Here is an 18,572-nt window from a genome sequence, read left to right on the forward strand (position 1 = left end):
CCCGGCGGCCGGCGCCCGGTGTCTAATAGGGGCATGGACGATATCGACGAGCTACGCAAGCGGCTGACAGAGCTGGAGATCAAGGCCTGCCTGGCCGACGACATGCTGGACCAGCTGAACGAAACCGTATTCCGCCAGCAGCGCCAGATCGAGGTGCTGGTGCGCGAGATCGCGGCCCTGCGCGAGCAGGCCGGGCCGGACGGCGCGGCAACGGCGCGCAGCCTGCGCGAGGAGCTGCCGCCGCATTACTGAGCGCGCCGCCGGGCCAGGTCCACGCAGCGGGCGGCCAGTATCGCGGTGGGGTCGACCAGCTCGGCCTGGCCGCCCTGTCCGGGCGCCAGCGCGATCAGGGGCAGCTCGGTGCAGCCCAGGATGAGCGCCTGGGCGCCCTGGCCGGCCAGGTGGGCAATGGCCGCCGCCAGGTGCTCGCTGCAGGCCCCGCTGGTGTAGCCCGCCTTGACGCCCCTGGGGCCGTAGATGGCTTGCATCACGCGCGCCTGGTGGGCGGCATCGGGCACCAGCAGGCGCATGCCGGCGGCCTCGATCACCGCGCGATACACGCCGCTTGCCACCGTGCCCGAGGTTGCCAGCAGCCCGACCCGGGACGCCGCGGGCAGGCGCTCGCGCAGGTGCGCCGCCACTTCGGACAACATGTTCACGATCGGGATCTGCAGGTAAGGCTGGATGCGGTCCACATAGGCATGGGCGGTATTGCAGGGGATGGCGATGGCGTGCGCGCCGCCGGCCTGCAGGCGTTGGCAGGTGGCCAACAGCGGGATGGTCGGATCGTCGCCGCCGCCCACCAGGTTGGCGGTGCGGTCGGGAATCTGGGGGTTCTGCTCGACCACCATCTTGATGTGGTCCTGGTCGCGGCCGGCCTGCGTGAGATCGACCACCTTGCGCATGAAATCCACCGTCGCGGCCGGGCCCACGCCGCCCAGCACGCCCAGCTTGAACTCGCACGGCGGCGGCGCGCCGTCCACGCCCAGGGCGAACTGCGCGTAGATGGCGTTCACATCCAGCAGCGGGACGGGCGCCAGCGGGCGCAGCGCCTCGGCCAGCACCGGCAGCTCGGTCATTCCCGGGACGATGATCTGCGCGCCCTGGCCGGCCAGGTCGGCGCAGGCCTGGGCCAGCAGCGCCACGCAATCGCCGTCCTGGCGGCCCGCGCGCAGCCCCTGCGGGCCGTAGACGGCGTCCATCAGCTGGCGCTGCGCCGCCTGGCCGGGATGGACGATCCGGGCCAGCCCGCCCAGTTCGCGCTCGAAAAGACCCGACTGGCGGACGTAGGGAGAGGCCAGCACGCCTATGGTCCCGATCCCGGCATGCTCGCGCGCGATCCACGCGCGCAGGGCGTCAAAGAGGCTGACCAGGCGCAGCCCGAGCTGCGGCGCGATCTCGTGCAGGAAAGTATGCGAGACGAAGCAAGGCACCAGGGCGACGTCCACGCCGCGCGCCTGCATGTCCTTGAGCGCGTCGTAGACATGGAACTTGCGCAGGGTGGGATCGTAGCCGTCCTGGGCGATGCCCGGCCGCTCTTGCAAACCGCGCTGCTCGAAGGCGATGTCGGGAGCCGGCACGCCGGCATCGGCCCCGGCCCCGGCGGCGCGGATCATCTTCACCAGCACGTCGGCGCCGGCCACGGCGCCCGGCCCGCCCACCACGCCATATCTGCGCCGGGCGGGAGCGTTCTTGCTGCATTCGGGCATGGCTTGCCTCTATTCGGTCGTGTCGCTTGGAAAATCGCCGGCCGGCCGCCTGGCCCGGCTCAGGCCGAACCGCGCGCAGGCTCGGCCAGGTCGCCGTCCGGCACGCCATCCCGGGCGGCCAGCAGTTCGTCGGCCTTGAGCACGTGGGGCGTGTCGTAGACGCGCTGGTCCAGTTCGCCCTCGCTGCGCGCCACCACGCAGGCCACGGCGCAATCGCCGGCCACGTTCAGCGCCGTGCGGGCCATGTCCAGGATCCGGTCGATGCCGGCGATGATGGCGATGCCCTCCAGCGGCAGGCCGACCGAGGCCAGCACCAGCGAAAGCATGATGAGCCCGGCGCCGGGCACCCCGGCGGTGCCGATGGACGCCAGGGTGGCGGTCAGCACGATGGTCAGGTATTGGCTGCTGTCCAGGTCCAGCCCGTAGGCCTGGGCGATGAATACCGCGCACACGCCCTGGTACAAGGCGGTGCCGTCCATGTTGACGGTGGCGCCCAGCGGCAGCACGAAGCTCGACACCCCGCGCGAGACGCCCAGGTTGCGTTCGGCCGACATCATCGTGACCGGCAGCGTCCCGGCGCTGGAGGTGCTGGTGAAGGCCACCATCACCGGCTCGATGCTGCCCTGGAAGTAGCGCAGCGGATTGAGCCGGGCGACGAACCTGAGCAGCCCGCCATAGACCGCCACGGCATGCAGGATGCAGCCGGCATAGACCAGCGCGATGATCTTGGCCAACGGGGCCAGCAGCTCCAGCCCGTAGGTCCCGGCGACCCAGGCCATCAGCGCGAAGACGCCATACGGGGCGAAGGAGATGACGATCGAGGTCAGCTTGTACATGACATCGGCCGCGGAATCGAAGAAGCGCTTTACCGGCTTGGCGGCATCGCCCGCCAGCACGATGGACAGGCCGAACAGGATCGCGAACACGATGATCTGCAGGACGTTGGCGGTGGCGAAGGCCTCGACCGGATTGGTCGGCACCAGCTCCAGCAGCGTCTGCGTGATGGACGGCGCCTCCTTGGGCGTGACGCTCTTGGCCGCGCCCAGGTCGATGCCCACCCCCGGCTGGAACACGACCGCCAGGGCCAGGCCGATGGAGATCGCCGCCGCCGTGGTCACCATGTACAGGATCAGGGTCTTGGCGCTCAGGCGCCCCATGGCGGCCAGGTCCTGCAGCGAGGCCACGCCGCATACCAGCGAGACGAATATCAGCGGAACGATCAGCATCCTGATGGCCCGCACGAACAGATCGCCGACCGGCTTGATGCTGGCGGCCAGCGCCGCGTTGCCCGTCTGGTTCAGCGCCACCCCCACGACCAGGCCCAGGGTCAGCGCGATGAAAATCTGCTTCCACAAGGGCATTGCCGTCCAGTACGCGAACAGCCCGCGGCGCGCGGGCGAGGATTGGGTGGTCATGGTGTCTCCTGGTCTATGCCCGGTCGCCCGGGGGGTCATTGGATGGCCGCGTGTGCGCATCCCCGCTGGGCAGGGAAAAAACGGCTTCGGCGGCCTGGGTGACGCATTAATACAGCGGCGCGGCGCTACTTGCCCAATTCATCTTTTGGATGCGGCATGCATTTCATGCATGGATCCGGCTTCGGCCGGCCGGCGGTACACTGCGCGGGCGCCGCGGCCGGCGCGGACCCCGTGGAGAACGCGATGGAAGTGAACTGGCTGGAGGATTTCCTGACGCTGGCGGTCACCCGCAATTTCTCGCGCGCGGCGGAACTGCGCAACGTCACCCAGCCGGCCTTCAGCCGGCGCATCCGCAATCTCGAATACTGGGTGGGCGCGGTGCTGATCGACCGCAGCCTGTTTCCCATCGGCCTGACCCCGGCGGGCGAGGCCTTCCGCAAGACGGCGCAGGAGACGCTGGACACCTTGCGCGCCGGCCGCGAGGAGGCGCAGGGCTTCCTGCCCAAGGCCGACGAGGTCGTGGCGATCGCCGCCTCGCATACCATCGCGGTCAGCTTCTTCGCCGACTGGCACGCCGGGCTGCAGGCGGCCATCGGCCCGGTCAAGGCGCGCATCATCGCCGACCACGTCGCCGGATGCGTCGAAGCGCTGATCGCCGGCAGCTGCGACCTGATGCTGAGCTACAGCAGCCCGGCGCTGCCCACCCTGGCCGACATCGGGCGGTATCCCTCGATGACGCTCGCCCGGGAACGGCTCGTGCCGGTCAGCGCCCCGGCCGCCGGCGGCCAGCCCCGCTACGCCCTGGTCGGGCGCAAGACCCTGCCCTACCTGTGCTATGCGGGCACCAGCTACCTCGGGCGGGTCGCCGCCGCGGTGATCGAGCGCGAGGCCCTGTCGTCCCGGCTCGAATTCGGCTACGAATGCTCGATGTCCGACGTGCTCAAGCGCGGCGCCCTGGCCGGCGCGGGCGTGGCATGGATTCCCGAGCGGGCGGTGCGCGACGAGCTGGCCGCCGGCACGCTCGTGCTGGCCGGCGACGAGCGCCATGCGGCGCCCCTGGCCATCTCGCTGTTTCGCAAGGCCGAAGCCGCCCGCCCCGAGGTCGAGCGGGTATGGGCCGCCTGCGCCCAGGCGGCGGCCTGAGGCCGCACGCCGTCTTGCCCGCCGTCCCGCCTGCGACCGCCGCCCGTCCCACCCGGCCGGCACCCGTCCCCGCGCGGGCTCGTCCATGCGCGGGCGACATGGGCGATTGGCAAACAGCATCAGGTGCACGGCCAAGCCTGGTCAGAATGGTCGCATTTTCCTACCGGGACCCTGACCATGCATACCACGACACGCATCGAACACGACCTCCTGGGCGAACGCGAAGTCCCCGCCCAAGCCTACTGGGGCATCCATACCCTGCGCGCGCTGGAGAACTACCGCATCAGCGGCCGCGCCATCGGCACCTACCCGCAGCTGGTGCGGGCGCTGGCGCTGGTCAAGCGCGCCGCCGCGCGCGCCAACCAGCAGCTGGGGCAGCTCGATGCGCGGCGCGCGCAGGCCATCGCCGCAGCCTGCGCGGACATCGAGGCGGGCCGCCTGCACGACCAGTTCGTCGTGGATGTGATCCAAGGCGGGGCGGGCACCTCCACCAACATGAACGCCAACGAGGTCATCGCCAACCTGGCCCTGGAAAAGCTGGGCCGGCCCAGGGGCGAGTACGCCGCCGTGCACCCCTTGAACCATGTGAACATGTCGCAAAGCACCAACGACGTCTACCCGACGACGCTCAAGCTGGCGATGGTGTTCGCCATCGACGCCCTGCTCCAGGCCATGGACGCGCTGCAGGCGGCCTTCCAGGCCAAGGCCTCGGAGTTCGCCGACGTGCTGAAGATGGGACGCACCCAGCTGCAGGAGGCCGTGCCGATGACGCTCGGCCAGGAATTCATGACCTACGCGGTCATGCTGGGCGAGGACATCGCGCGGCTGCGCGAGGCCACGGCGCTGATCCAGGAGATCAACCTGGGCGCGACCGCCATCGGCACCGGCATCAACACCGACATCCGCTACGCCCGCCTGGCCACCGCCTTGCTGGCCGAGTTCGCGGACGTACGCCTGGTCCCCGCCCAGGACCTCATCGAGGCCACGCAGGACACCGGCTCGTTCGTGCAGCTCTCGGGGGTGCTCAAGCGCATCGCCTGCAAGCTCTCGAAGGTATGCAACGACCTGCGCCTGCTCTCGAGCGGACCGCAGGGCGGCTTTAACGAGATCCGCCTGCCCGAGCGCGCGGCCGGCTCCTCGATCATGCCCGGCAAGGTCAATCCCGTGATCCCCGAGGTGGTCAACCAGATCGCCTTCGAGGTCATCGGCAACGACATGACCATCACCATGGCCTCGGAGGCCGGGCAGCTGCAGCTCAACGCCTTCGAGCCCATCATCGGCTACTCGCTGTTCAAGAGCATCGAGCATCTGACGGCCGGCTGCCGCACCCTTGCCGCCAACTGCGTGGCGGGCATCACCGCCAACCGCGAACTGCTGGCCGAACGCGTGCGGCGCTCGGCCGGCCTGGCCACGGCGCTGAACCCGCACATCGGCTACGAGGAGGCCACCTGGGTAGCCCGCGAGGCGCTGCGCACCGGGCGCGGGGTCGCCGAGCTGGTGCTGGAGAAGGGGCTGATGGGCAAGGAGGCGCTGGGGGCGGCCTTGCAGGTGGAGGCGTTGACGGGGCCTCGGGCGGTGGTGGCCGATGGGGCGTCCGTTTGAACACGTCCGCCTGGACACGTCCGCCGAGGCCGGCCGTCAAGCAAGCCGCCCACCCATCAAGCCACACACCCTCGCCAAAATCAATCGCGCCCTGCCCTCAAGCTATTTCCCGCTCCAACGCGGCTCCCGCTTCTCCAGGAACGCCGCCACGCCCTCGGCGAAATCCTGCGACAGGTAGGCCTTGAGCAGCAGCTGCTCCTCCAGCTCGGCCGGCACGGGCGGGGCCAGCGCCGCCAGGGTTTCCTTGGTCACCCGCATGGTCAGGGGGGCATGGCCGGCGATGGTGGCGGCCAGCTCGTCGGCGCGCGCCTGCAGGGCGGCCTCGTCGGCCAGCACCTCGCTGACCAGGCCCCAGCGCAGCGCCTCGTCGGCCTCCACCAGGCGGGCGGTCAGCAGCAGGTCCTTGACCCGGCCCGGGCCGATCAGCGCGGCCAGCCGCGCATGCGTGGTGGCCGACAGGCAGTTGCCCAGGGTGCGCGCCATGGGCATGCCAAAGCGCACGTTGCCCGCGGCGATGCGCAGGTCGCAGCAGGCCGCGATGCCCATGCCGCCGCCGGTGCAGGCGCCGGCGATGGCGGCGATGGTGGGCACCGGGCAGTTCTCGATCACGCCCAGGATGCGCGAGATGGTGTGCTCGTAGTCGATGGCGTGCTGCGCGCTGGAGAAGCGCTTGAATTCCGAGATGTCCGTGCCGCTGGCAAAGGCCTTGTCGCCCGCGCCGCGCAACACCACCACCCGGATCTGCGGCTGCTCGTGCAGCGCGCCCAGGGTCTGCGCCAGTTGCTCGTACATGGTGAGCTTCATGGCGTTGCGCGCCTGCGGCCGGTTGAAGGTGATGCGCAGGACGGGGCCGTCGGCCTGCACCAGCAGGTCCTGCTCGACGGTCTGGGTATCGGAATTCATGCTCGCTCCTCGTTATCGTTGATGCCTGCGGGCGCACCGCGTGCGCCCGGGCGGCGCGGCAGCAAGGCCGGCACCGGCTGGCATGCTCGCAGCATAACGGACCTTGGGCCCGGACGGGCTAGATGCCTTCCAGGTAGGTGTCCAGGTCCAGGGTGGAACGCTTGCCGATGTCCTGGCGATGCGCCTTCAGGAAGGCGTCGGCCGAGCGCCGCCCCTCGTCGCGCAACATGCAGAGAAAGGCCCATTCGGCGTTGAGCTTGGACGAATAGCCCAGCCCGCCCAGCGCCGCGCTGGCCACGCGGTGGATGCGCATGCCGGCCCAGCGGGCGCACTCGCCGCGGCCGGGATCGTCCAGGCTGCGCATCAGGGCGATCATGCGCAATTCCTTGAGCAGGCAGGCGTTGAACGACACCTCGTTGAGCCGGTTCTGGATCTCGCGCGCGCCGCGCGGCGCGCCGCCCTCGCGCTCGACCGGGTTGATCTGCACCAGGACCACGTCGCTGCAGCGGCAGTCGCGCACCAGCGGGGTGATCGTCGGGTTGCCCGAGTAGCCGCCGTCCCAATAGGGATCGCCGTCGATCTCCACCGCCTGGAACAGCGTGGGCAGGCAGGCCGAGGCCAGCAGCACGTCGGGGTTGAGCTCGGCGTTGCGAAACACCCGCCCGCGGCCGGTGCGCACATTGGTGGCGGTCACGAACAGGCGCACCTTCGAGGCCACCAGCCGCTCGAAGTCCACGCTTTGCTCGAGCACTTCGCGCAGCGGGTTGAAGGCCACCGGCGCCAGGTCGTAGGGCGAGACCAGCCGGGCCGCGAAATCGAAGGCCAGGTAGGACGGCGAGTAGTCCAGCGTCCAGCGCCCCAGCAGCACGTCCAGCGGGCTGCGCCGCAGCGGGCTGAACAGGGCCGCCTCGGAGACGCGGCGCCAGAATCGCTCGAGCGCGGCCCGGGCGCCCTCGGCGCCGTCCTCGGCATAGCCGTCGGCCAGCACCACCGCGTTCATGGCGCCGGCCGAGGTGCCCGAAATGCCGTCCACCCGCAGGCCGGGCTCTTGCAGGAAACGGTCCAGCACGCCCCAGGTGTAGGCGCCGTGGGCGCCGCCGCCCTGCAAGGCGAAATCGATCGTGAAGGGAGCGGACTGGACGGGCATGGGCAAGGCTCCTGGCGCGGGCTGATCCGGCCCGCGGCCGCCGCGCTGGCGGCCGCGGGCACCTTGCTCATCATTGTAGAGATGTGAGAATTTTGTGCAGCGCAATGCGCCGCGCGGGTCAGTGGCGCGCCGCCGAGGCGTCCATCAGCTGCTTGATGGCGCTTTCAAGCGCCTCCAGGGTGTAAGGCTTGCGCAACAAGGCCATGCCCCGGTCCAGCGCCAGGTTGGCGTCGGTGAACTGCGTGCTGAAACCGGTGACGAACAGCACCGGCAGGTCGGCCCGGCGCTGGCGCGCCGCCTTGGCCACCTCGATGCCGCTCATGCCGGGCATGCGCACGTCGGTCACCAGCAAGGCCACCGGCGTCTGGTCTTCCAGCACGCCCAGGGCCTCGCCGCCGTTGGCTGCGCCCACGGGGTGATAGCCCAGTTCCTCGAGGGACTGGAGCATGACGTCAAGAACCAGGTCGTCGTCGTCGACGGCCAGCACCACAGGTGCGGAGGAGGAAGAAGTACTCATCGATAGCGGGATCGTCCTTCGGCAGACGCGGGCGCAATATCCGATCGGACAGCGCAGGCGCAGCATAGCAATTTTCGTGTCGGTAAAGTTAACCGTATATTGCAGTCCGCCGCGCATTTTTACTTTTTGCCGCCCCGGGCGGGCCCATAGGGCGCAGGCCCCCCGCCTATAATCGGCAGATCTGGTAACGCTTATCTTCTTCTGGAAAGTGCCGACGCTTTGATGACCGACCGCGCCGAGCCCTGCGAGCACGAGCCCATACGCGTTCCGGGCAGCATACAGCCGCACGGCTTTCTCGTTGCCGTCGATATCGGCTCGCAACGTATCTCCCGCATCAGCGCCAATGCCGGCCAATACCTGGGCCGCGCGCCGCGGTCGCTGCTGGGCCGGGACTGGCGCGAGGCGATCGAGCCGCTGCCCGCCGGCGTGCAGGCCCGGCTGGCGCAGGGCCCGCATCTGCAAGAGCCGGTTTTCCACGCCGTCCAGGTCTACAACGGGCATTCCTGTAGCGTGTCCTCGCATGCCGCCGGGGACGAATTCGTCCTGGAATTCGAAGCGCTCGAACCCGGCGCGCAGGCCTCGCTCGATGCGCTGTATCCGCAAATCCGGGCCAGCGTCGAACTGATCCGCGCCCAAGAGCGCGTGGAAACCCTCCATGGCCTGACGGCGCGGCTGATGCGCGAGATGACCGGCTTTGACCGGGTCCTGGTCTACCGCTTCGACGCCGCCTGGAACGGCACCGTGGTGGGCGAGTCCCGCAACGAGCGGCTGCCCTCCTACCTGGACCTGCGCTTTCCGGCCGCCGACATCCCGGCCCAGGCGCGCGAGCTTTACCGCCTGAACCGCATCCGGCTCATCCCCGACGTCGACTACGAGCCCGTGCCGCTGCTTGCGCACAATCCGCAGGCGCAGCCGCTGGACCTGAGCTACTCGGTGCTGCGCAGCGTCTCGCCCATGCACCTGCAGTACATGCGCAACATGCGCACGCCGGCCTCCATGTCGTTCTCCCTACTGGTGGACGGCCAGCTCTGGGGCCTGGTTTCCTGTCACCACAGCGAGCCGCGCCGCGTGCCCACCCAGGTGCGCGCCGCCTGCGACTTCCTGGCCCAGATCGTCGCCATGCAGCTGGCCGGCAAGCATCGCGCCGCCGATGCCGCCGAGCGCGTCTCGCTGCAAGCCTTGCAGACCGAACTGCTGTCCTCGATGGCGCAGGCCCGGCATTTCGCCGACGGCCTGGCCCGGCGGCCCGAAGCCTTTCTCGGCCTGACGCAGGCCGTCGGCGCGGCCGTGGTGCTGGAGGACGAATGCCTGCGCATCGGCCAGGCGCCGCCGGCCGGGCGCATCCTGCAGCTGGCCGGCTGGCTGGCCGCCGAGCAGGCCGGCCAGGAGGTCTTTGCCACCGACCGCTTGCCCGCGCTGTGGCCCGACGGCGCCGGCCTGTCGGCGCAGGCCAGCGGCGTGCTGGCCATTTCGGTTTCGCAGCTGCACCGCAGCTACGTGCTGTGGTTCCGTCCCGAGCTGGTGCAGACGGTCAGCTGGGGCGGGGATCCGCGCAAGGCGGCGGAGCCCGACGAGCGGCTGCACCCGCGCAAGTCCTTCGAAGTCTGGAAGGAAACCTTGCGCCATCGCAGCGAGCCCTGGACGCCGGCGCAGGTGGACGCGGCGGCCTCGCTGCGCAACGCCATCCTGGGCATCGTCATGCGCAAGGCCGAGGAGCTGGCCGAGCTGTCCAACGAATTGCGGCGCAGCAACAAAGAGCTGGAGGCGTTCTCGTACTCGGTCTCGCACGACCTGCGCGCGCCGTTTCGCCACATCGTGGGCTATGCCGAGCTGCTCAAGGAAGTCGAGGTGCTGCGGGACCAGCCGCGCGCGCTGCGCTACGTGGACACCATCATCGAAAGCGCGCACACAGCGGGGCGGCTGGTGGACGGCCTGCTCGACTTCTCCCAGGCCGGGCGCGTGGCGCTGGCCCGCGACCGGGTCAACATGGACCGCACGGTCAGGGAGTGCCTGCAGATGCTCGAGCCGGATACCCGCGGGCGCGACATCACCTGGCATATCGATCCGCTGGGCACGGTGGTGGGCGATGCCGGCATGCTGCGCCAGGTTTTCCAGAACCTGCTGGGCAATGCCATCAAGTACACCCGCGGGCGCGAACATGCCATCATACGCGTGCGGCGCGAGAAGCAAGGGGCCAACGCCGTCTTCTCGGTATCGGACAACGGCGTGGGCTTTGACATGCGCTATGTCGGCAAACTGTTCGGCGTTTTCCAGCGCCTGCATCGCATGGAGGAATTCGAAGGCACCGGCATCGGCCTGGCCAACGTCAAGCGCATCGCCGAGCGCCACGGCGGCAAGGTATGGGCCGAGGGCGAACCCGACAAGGGCGCCACCTTCTTCTTTTCCATTCCAGACCGCAACGAGACCGTCCCATGACAACGCCGCTCAAGAAGATCCTGCTGGTCGAAGACAATCCCAAGGACCTTGAACTGACGCTGGTGGCGCTGGAGCGCTGCCAGCTGGCCAACGAAGTGATCACGGCCCGCGACGGGGTCGAGGCGCTCGACTGGCTGCTGTGCCGCGGCGCACACGCCCAGCGTCCCGCCGAGGACCCGGCCGTGGTGCTGCTGGACCTGAAGATGCCCAGGATGGACGGCCTGGAGGTGCTCGAACGCATCAAGGGCGACCCGGCCACGCGCCATATCCCCGTGGTGATGCTGACCGCCTCGCGCGAGGAATCCGACCTGGTGCGCAGCTACGACCTGGGCGTGAACGCCTTCGTGGTCAAGCCCGTCGATTTCAAGGCCTTCTTCCAGGCCATCCGCGACCTGGGCATGTTCTGGGCCATCCTGAACGAGCCGCATCCCGGTCGCCTGCACAGCGGCCCCATGAAGGTGACGGAGGCCTGACCTTGCCCCCCTTGCACATCCTGCTGCTCGAAGACAGCGACATCGACGCCGAGCTGCTGCAGACCCATCTGCAGCGCTCGGGCATCGCGCACCGGATCAAAAGGGTCTGGACGCGCCAGGACTTTCTTGCGGCCATCGAGGCCGACACCTACAACCTGATCCTGGCCGACTACGTGCTGCCCAGCTTCGACGGCATGAGCGCGCTGGCGCTGGCCTCGGCCAAATGCCCCGATACGCCTTTCATCTTCGTGTCGGGCACGCTGGGCGAGGAAGTGGCGATCGAATCGCTCAAGCGCGGCGCCACCGACTACGTGGTCAAGCAGCGCCTGGACCGCCTGCCCAACGCCGTGCAGCGCACCCTGGCCGAAGCCCACGAGCGCCGCGCGCGCCGCAGCGCCGAGCAGCGGCTGCTGGAGATCAACGCCACCCTGGAGCAGGCGGTCGAGGCCCGCACCAAGGAGCGCGACCTGGTCTGGCGGGTCAGCCAGGACCTGTTCGTCATCTGCGACGGCGACGGGACCATCCGCGCCACCAATCCCGCCTGGGCCGAGATACTGGACTGGCGCGAGCACGAGCTCGCCGGCCATGCGCTGATCGACCTGGTAGCCGAGGAAGACGCGGCGACCGCCCACTCCTCGATGGCGCGGCTGGTCACCGACGCCGTGGTGCGCGACCTGGACTTGCGCATCCGCACCCGCCAGGGCGCGACGCGCGCCTTCAGCTGGACGCTGGTCAAGACGCCGGAGGGCCAGTTCTATGGCGCGGGACGCGACATCTCGCACCGGCTCGATCTCGAGGCGCAACTGCGCCAGGTGCAGAAAATGGAGTCCATCGGCCAGCTCACCGGCGGGGTGGCGCACGATTTCAACAACCTGCTGACCATCGTGCTGGGCAACCTGGAAACCCTGCGGCGCGCCCAGACCCCCGAGACCCCGGCGCGGCTGCGCCAGGCGCTGGCCAACGCCGTGCGCGGCGCCGAGCGCGGCGCCAAGCTCACCAGCAGCCTGCTGGCCTTCTCGCGCCGCCAGCCGCTCACGCCGCAATGCGTAAACGTCAACCAGCTGGTCGAGCGCCTGTCGGTGCTGCTCGGGCGCACGCTGGGCGAGCATATCCACCTGCACACCGAACTGGACCGGCGCGCCTGGCAGACCTTCGTCGATCCCAACCAGCTCGAGAACGCCGTCATCAACCTGGCGGTCAACGCGCGCGATGCCATGCAGAACGGCGGCACGCTGACGCTGCGCACTTCCAACCGCACGCTGGACGAGGCCTATTGCGCCGTCAACAAGGAAAAAACCCCGGGCGATTACGTGCAGCTGGCAGTCAGCGACACCGGCAGCGGCATGTCGCCGGAGGTCATCGCCAAGGCCTTCGACCCTTTTTTCACCACCAAGCTCGAAGGCCAGGGCACCGGGCTGGGGCTGAGCCAGGTCTATGGCTTCGTCAAGCAAAGCGGCGGCCACGTGCGCATCCATTCCGCCCCGGGCCAGGGCACCACGGTGCTGCTGCTGCTGCCGCGCTCGGATGCCGCGGCCCTGGAGGATCCCCAGGCGATGCGCCCCGAAAGCCCGGCGCTGCCTGCCGCCCACGGCACGGAGACCATACTGGTGGTCGAGGACGACCCGGACGTGCGCCAGCATTCGGTGGCCACGCTGGCCGACCTGGGCTATCGCACGCTGGAGGCGGCCGACGGCCACCAGGCGCTGGCGCGGCTGCGCGCGCATCCCGAGATCTCGCTGGTGTTCACCGACGTGGGCCTGCCGGGCACGCTCAACGGCAAGCAGATGGCCCAGCAGGCCTTGGACATGCGGCCGGACCTGCCCATCCTCTTTACCTCGGCCTACGCCTCGGACGTGCTCCTGAGCAACGGCCGGCTGGAGCCGGGCGTGGCGCTCATCAGCAAGCCGTATACCGTCTCTGCGCTGGCCCAGCGCGTGCGCGCCATGCTCGATTGCCGGCCCCGCCCGCGGGTGCTGCTGGTCGAGGACGACGAACTGGTGCGCTCGCTGGCGGTGGAGATCCTCGAGATGGCCGACCTGGCGGTGGAAGAAGCCGTCACGCTGGCCGAGGCCCGCGGCAAGACCGGCACCGACCCGCAGCTCGAACGCTTCGCCGCCATCGTGGTGGACCTGGGCCTGCCCGACGGCAGCGGCGAGGACCTGGCCCAGTCCCTGCGCCGGCGCCGCCCCGCCTTGCCGATCGTGATCCTGAGCGGCGATACCGAAAGCGGCATCCGCGCCGCCTTCGCCAACGATCCGTACACGCGCTTCCTGCAAAAGCCCTATCGCGGCGACGACCTGATCGCCCTGCTGCGGCAGGCCCTGGCCAACGGCCAGCATTGCGGCAACGCCGCCCCGGCCTGAGGCGGCCCGCGTCATGGAACTGCGCCAGCTGCGCTATTTCATCCGGGTCGTCGAACTGGGCAGCATGGGCCGCGCCGCCCTGGAGGCCGGGCTCGCCACCTCGGCGCTGAGCCAGCAGATCAGCCGGCTCGAAGGCGAGCTGTCCACGCGGCTGCTGCACCGATCCTCCACCGGCGTGACGCCCACCGACGCCGGGCTGGCCTTCCTGCGCCAGGCCCAGCTGGCCATCCGCCATGCCGACGCCGCGGCCGACGCGGCCCGCCAGGCCCGGCTTTCCGGCCACGTGTGCGTGGGCCTGTCCTCGACCACGGCCACGGTGCTGGCGCCGCGCTTCATGCAGACCATGCGCCAGCGCTATCCGGACGTGCGCCTGCGCATGACCGAAAGCCTGTCGGGCCACCTGGCGGCCCTGCTGAACACCCGGCAGATCGACCTGGCCATCGTCTTCGACACCGACCTGATGCAGCGCTGGAGCGTCACGCCGCTGCTGCGCGAAGACCTGTTCCTGCTGGCCGATCCGGCGCTGGCGGGCCTGCCGCCGGGCGAGCAGGCCACGCTGGCCGACATCCGCGGCGTGCCGCTGGTGCTGCCCAGCCCCGGCCACGGCCTGCGCACCCTGATCAACACCGCCTTCGCCCGCGCCGGGCAGATGCCGCACGTGACGGCCGAGATCGACGGCCTGGCCACGCTGATGGCGCTGGTGCGCGCCGGCGACTTCGCCACCATCCAGCCCGGCGCGGCGGCCGGCCAGGACCTGGGCCTGCGGCGCATCCTGCTGACCGGCGAGGGACTTTCGCGCCAGAACCTGCTGGTCGGGCTGCCCGAGGAAGAGCTCTCGCCCGCGGCGCTGGCCGCCCGCGTGGTGCTGCGCGAAACCGCCCGCGCGCTGGTGCGCGAGCGCCGCTGGCCGGGCGCCAGTCTTCAGGAAAACTGAACACCCCTTAGCATTTGGGGTCTGGCGGCGTGCGGCGGCCCCTCCTATAGTCCAGCCCTATCCCTGCGAAACGAGAAAGGTAAAGCCCCATGTGGGATGTCCTGGTCATAGGGGGCGGCAATGCCGCCCTGTGCGCGGCCTTGATGGCCCGCGAAGCCGGCGCCAGCGTGCTGATGCTGGAAGCCGCCCCGCGCGAATGGCGCGGCGGAAACTCCCAACACACCCGCAACCTGCGCTGCATGCACGATGCGCCGCAGGACGTGCTGGTGGACGCCTACCCCGAGGAAGAATACTGGCAGGACCTGCTGAAGGTGACCGGCGGCCTGACCAACGAGCACCTGGCCCGCCTGACCATCCGCGCCTCGTCCTCCTGTAGGGACTGGATGCGCAAGCACGGCGTCAATTTCCAGCCGCCGCTGTCGGGCGCGCTGCACGTGGCGCGCACCAATGCGTTTTTCATGGGCGGCGGCAAGGCGCTGGTCAACGCCTATTACCGCAGCGCCGAGGCGCTGGGCGTGCAGGTGCGCTACCAGGCGCCGGTCGAGCGCATCGAGCTGGACGGCACGCGCTTCGTGGCGGCCTGGGTGGGCGATGAACGGATCGAGGCGCATGCCTGCGTGCTGGCGGCCGGCGGCTTCGAGTCCAACCGCGAATGGCTGCGCGAGGCCTGGGGCCAGAACGAGCGCGGCGAATGGCCGGCCGACAACTTCCTGATCCGCGGCACGCGCTTCAATCGCGGCGTGCTGCTCAAGCACATGATCGAGGCCGGCGCCGACAGCATCGGCGATCCCTCGCAATCGCACTGCGTGGCCATCGACGCCCGCGCCCCGCTGTACGACGGCGGCATCTGCACGCGCATCGACTGCGTGTCGCTGGGCGTGGTGGTCAACCGCCAGGCGCAGCGCTTCTACGACGAGGGCGAGGATTTCTGGCCCAAGCGCTACGCCATCTGGGGCCGCCTGGTGGCCCAGCAGCCCGGCCAGATCGCCTACTCCATCATCGATAGCAAGGCCATCGGCCGCTTCATGCCGCCGGTGTTCCCCGGCACGCAGGCCGATACGCTGGAGGAACTGGCCCGCAAGCTGGACCTGGACCCCGCGGCCTTCGTGCGTACGGTGCAGGACTACAACGCGGCCTGCCGCGTGGGCACCTTCGACCACACCGCCCTGGACGACTGCCATACCGAGGGCCTCACGCCGGCCAAGACCCACTGGGCCCGCCCCATCGACCGTCCGCCCTTCTACGGCTACCCGGTGCGTCCGGGCATCACCTTCACCTACCTGGGGCTGAAGGTGAACGACCAGGCCGCCGTGCACTTCGGCGGCGTGCCCAGCGACAACCTCTACGTGGCCGGCGAAATGATGGCCGGCAATGTGCTGGGCAAGGGCTACACCGCCGGCGTGGGCATGTCCATCGGCACGGCCTTCGGCCGCATCGCCGGCACCCAGGCCGCCCGTTTTGCCCTGGCCGCCAGGCAAGGCATGAAGAACAGGAGTACCCGTGAAGCCGCTTGAATCCCTTATTGCCCAGGCCCAGGCCATGCCCTCGACCATGGCCCAGCCCGCCAGCGCCGACCGCGACCCCGGCGTGAAGGAAGCGCCCGTGAGCTTCGTCTCGCGCCGCGCCGTGCCCGCCTCGCCCACCACCGAGGACGAGGCCGAAGTTGCCCGCATGATGCAGATCTGCAATGCCTGCCGCTATTGCGAAGGCTTCTGTGCGGTGTTTCCGGCCATGACGCGCCGGCTGGAGTTCGGCAAGGCCGACATCAACTACCTGGCCAACCTGTGCCACAACTGCGGGGCCTGCCTGCACGCCTGCCAGTACGCCCCGCCGCACGAGTTCGCGGTGAACGTGCCGCAGGCCATGGCGCGCGTGCGCATGCAGACCTACACCGACTATGCCTGGCCCGCCGGCATGGGCCGGCTGTACCAGCGCAACGGCCTGACCGTGGCCATGGCCACGGCGCTGGCGCTGGCGCTGTTCCTGGTTCTGGCGGTGGCCTCGGCCGGTTCGCTGCTGCACGAGCCGCTGGCCGGCGACTTCTATGCCATCTTCCCGCACAACACCCTGGTGGCGCTGTTCGGCACGGTGTTCGGCTTTTCCATGCTGGCGCTGGCCATCGGCGTGACGCGCTTCTGGCGCAACGTCTCGCCCGGACAGGCCAGCGGCGCGGCGGTGGCCGGCGCGGCGCACGACGCGCTGCGGCTGCGCTACCTGGACGGCGGACACGGCAAGGGCTGCAACGAAGCGGACGACGCCTTCACGCTGTGGCGCAGGCGCTTTCACCACTTCACTTTCTACGGCTTTATGCTGTGCTTTGCCTCGACCTCGGTGGCCACGCTCTACCACTACGTGCTGGGCCTGCAGGCGCCGTATCCCGTGCTCAGCCTGCCGGTGCTGCTGGGCACGGTCGGCGGCATCGGCCTGCTGATCGGCCCGGCCGGCCTGCTGTGGCTGAACCTGCGCCGCCACCCCGAGCATGGCGACACGCGCCAGCGCCCCATGGACCGCGGCTTCATCGCGCTGCTGTTCGTGGTCAGCCTGACCGGCCTGCTGCTGCTGGCGTTTCGCGACACCTCGGCCATGGGCCTGCTGCTGGCCATCCACCTGGGCACCGTGATGGCGCTGTTCCTGACGCTGCCCTACGGCAAGTTCGCGCACGGCATCTACCGCAGCGCGGCGTTGCTCAAGTGGAACATCGAAAAGCGCAAACCCAATCCCGTTGCGGCGGGTTCGGACTGACGGCGTTAGACTGTGCCGGCCCCCCAAAAAAACAACCCGAGGAGACACCGGCATGGCAAAGCAAAGAACACGGTGGCTGGCTGCGGCCGCCATCGCCATCCAGGGCCTGCTGCCGATGGCGGCCAGCCAGGCCCAGGACTTCCCCCCCTCCAAGCCCGTCACGCTGGTGGTGGGCTTCGCGCCCGGCGGGGCGGCCGATGCGGCGGCGCGGCTGATCGCCAAGCAGCTGGGCGAGAACATCGGCCAATCGGTCGTGGTCGAGAACCGCGCCGGGGCCGGCGGCAACATCGCCCACCAGTACGTGGCCGGCGCACCGGCCGACGGCTCGGTGCTGCTGTTCGGCTCGATCGGGCCGCTGACCATCGCGCCGCACCTGATGAAGCTGCCCTACGACCCCTTCACCGACCTGGCGCCGGTCTCGGGCGGCGTGCATTTTCCCAACGTGCTGGTCGTGCCGGCCAGCCTGGGCGTCAAGACGCTGGCCGAACTGGTGCAGCGCGACAAGGACAAGCCCGGCTCCGTCGATTTTGCCTCGACCGGCGCGGGCTCGGCCTCGCACCTGGCCGGCGAGCTGTTCAACCAGCAGGCCGGCATCGAGATGGTCCACATTCCCTACAAGGGCGGCGCGCCGGCCATGCAGGACCTGCTGGGCGATCGCGTGTCCTCGTATTTCGCGGCGCCGCCTACCGCCATGCCGCACGTCAAGACCGGCAGGCTGGTGGCGCTGGCGACCACCGGCCTGCAGCGGCCGGCCTACCTGCCGGAGATTCCCACCGTGGCCGAATCGGGCTACCCGGGTTTCGAGGCCCTGAACTGGTATGCCTTCGTGGCGCCGGGCAAGACGCCCGAAGCGGTGCTCGAGCGCATGAACGAGGAACTGGTCAAGGTGCTGAACGACCCCGCGGTGCGCCGGAGCCTGGAACAGCATGGCCTGACGCCCCAGCCGAGCACCCGCGCCGAATTCGCCGATTTCATGCACAAGGAATCGGACAAATGGGCCCAGATCATCGAGGCGCGCAAGCTGGCTGCCCCTTAGCCGGTTCCTACCGGCCCTGTCCCGCCCTGAACCCACCGCCGCACAAAGGCGGTGCGCCGCGCCCCACCGAGGCGCACCGCGCGGTGCATGGCCGGCGCCTGCGCGGCATTGTTCAATGCCGCCTATCAAGGCATCGATGTTTTTCATTTGTG

The 18,572-nt window shown here is 69.7% G+C and carries 15 protein-coding genes; 10 read left to right on the forward strand and 5 right to left on the reverse strand.

Annotated features, from left to right (window positions below):
• The first annotated feature begins 33 nt into the window (after window positions 1–33).
• Complete coding sequence (locus tag V8Z80_RS09710; protein ID WP_155192172.1) at window positions 34–252, forward strand: SlyX family protein; 219 nt, start codon at window positions 34–36, stop codon at window positions 250–252.
• On the opposite strand, the gene V8Z80_RS09715 is transcribed toward V8Z80_RS09710, so the two are convergent.
• Both V8Z80_RS09715 and V8Z80_RS09720 read right to left on the reverse strand, forming a co-directional pair.
• Window positions 246–1,709 (reverse strand): amino acid racemase, encoded by a 1,464-nt coding sequence (locus V8Z80_RS09715; protein WP_336061866.1) that lies wholly within the window; start codon window positions 1,707–1,709, stop codon window positions 246–248. The two genes, V8Z80_RS09710 and V8Z80_RS09715, sit on opposite strands and share 7 nt — an antisense overlap.
• Window positions 1,710–1,768: 59 nt before the next feature.
• Window positions 1,769–3,124, reverse strand: a complete 1,356-nt coding sequence (locus V8Z80_RS09720; protein WP_336061867.1) for a dicarboxylate/amino acid:cation symporter — start codon at window positions 3,122–3,124, stop codon at window positions 1,769–1,771.
• Window positions 3,125–3,367: 243 nt separating this feature from the next.
• Between V8Z80_RS09720 and V8Z80_RS09725 the strand changes: the two genes are divergently transcribed.
• A complete protein-coding gene (locus V8Z80_RS09725; RefSeq protein WP_336061868.1) occupies window positions 3,368–4,267 on the forward strand; it encodes a LysR substrate-binding domain-containing protein in 900 nt (299 codons plus the stop codon).
• A gap of 177 nt (window positions 4,268–4,444) precedes the next feature.
• Window positions 4,445–5,869, forward strand: coding sequence for an aspartate ammonia-lyase (locus V8Z80_RS09730; protein ID WP_336061869.1), 1,425 nt, complete (start codon window positions 4,445–4,447; stop codon window positions 5,867–5,869).
• A gap of 102 nt (window positions 5,870–5,971) precedes the next feature.
• Here V8Z80_RS09730 and V8Z80_RS09735 read toward each other — a convergent pair whose 3' ends face one another.
• The 3 genes from V8Z80_RS09735 to V8Z80_RS09745 form a co-directional block, all read right to left on the reverse strand.
• Entirely contained in the window at window positions 5,972–6,772 is an 801-nt protein-coding gene (locus V8Z80_RS09735) for an enoyl-CoA hydratase/isomerase family protein (protein ID WP_336061870.1), read from the reverse strand.
• Between the two features lie 118 nt (window positions 6,773–6,890).
• Window positions 6,891–7,919 carry a patatin-like phospholipase family protein gene (locus V8Z80_RS09740; RefSeq protein WP_155192183.1) on the reverse strand — a complete coding sequence of 343 codons (1,029 nt, stop codon included), beginning with the start codon at window positions 7,917–7,919 and terminating at the stop codon, window positions 6,891–6,893.
• Between the two features lie 118 nt (window positions 7,920–8,037).
• Complete coding sequence (locus V8Z80_RS09745) at window positions 8,038–8,436, reverse strand: response regulator (RefSeq protein WP_336061871.1); 399 nt, start codon at window positions 8,434–8,436, stop codon at window positions 8,038–8,040.
• Window positions 8,437–8,658: 222 nt separating this feature from the next.
• On the opposite strand from V8Z80_RS09745, the gene V8Z80_RS09750 reads away from it, so the two are divergent.
• The 7 genes from V8Z80_RS09750 to V8Z80_RS09780 all read left to right on the forward strand — a co-directional run bounded on the left by V8Z80_RS09750 (window position 8,659) and on the right by V8Z80_RS09780 (window position 18,420).
• Window positions 8,659–10,872 (forward strand): ATP-binding protein, encoded by a 2,214-nt coding sequence (locus V8Z80_RS09750; protein WP_336061872.1) that lies wholly within the window; start codon window positions 8,659–8,661, stop codon window positions 10,870–10,872.
• On the forward strand, window positions 10,869–11,345 hold the full coding sequence (locus V8Z80_RS09755; protein ID WP_155192188.1) for a response regulator: 477 nt from the start codon (window positions 10,869–10,871) through the stop codon (window positions 11,343–11,345). The genes V8Z80_RS09750 and V8Z80_RS09755 overlap by 4 nt, the downstream gene beginning before the upstream one ends.
• A gap of 2 nt (window positions 11,346–11,347) precedes the next feature.
• Window positions 11,348–13,708 (forward strand): response regulator, encoded by a 2,361-nt coding sequence (locus V8Z80_RS09760; RefSeq protein WP_336061873.1) that lies wholly within the window; start codon window positions 11,348–11,350, stop codon window positions 13,706–13,708.
• A gap of 13 nt (window positions 13,709–13,721) precedes the next feature.
• Complete coding sequence (locus tag V8Z80_RS09765; protein WP_155192192.1) at window positions 13,722–14,642, forward strand: LysR family transcriptional regulator; 921 nt, start codon at window positions 13,722–13,724, stop codon at window positions 14,640–14,642.
• An 89-nt stretch (window positions 14,643–14,731) separates the two neighbouring features.
• Entirely contained in the window at window positions 14,732–16,156 is a 1,425-nt protein-coding gene (tcuA, locus tag V8Z80_RS09770) for an FAD-dependent tricarballylate dehydrogenase TcuA (protein WP_155192194.1), read from the forward strand.
• On the forward strand, window positions 16,143–17,384 hold the full coding sequence (gene tcuB / locus V8Z80_RS09775) for a tricarballylate utilization 4Fe-4S protein TcuB (protein WP_336061874.1): 1,242 nt from the start codon (window positions 16,143–16,145) through the stop codon (window positions 17,382–17,384). The genes tcuA and tcuB overlap by 14 nt, the downstream gene beginning before the upstream one ends.
• Before the next feature lie 52 nt (window positions 17,385–17,436).
• Window positions 17,437–18,420, forward strand: a complete 984-nt coding sequence (locus V8Z80_RS09780; protein ID WP_442951961.1) for a Bug family tripartite tricarboxylate transporter substrate binding protein — start codon at window positions 17,437–17,439, stop codon at window positions 18,418–18,420.
• The last annotated feature ends 152 nt before the right edge of the window (window positions 18,421–18,572 follow it).

This window comes from Orrella sp. JC864 (assembly GCF_037026685.1).
Lineage (GTDB): Bacteria > Pseudomonadota > Gammaproteobacteria > Burkholderiales > Burkholderiaceae_B > Orrella.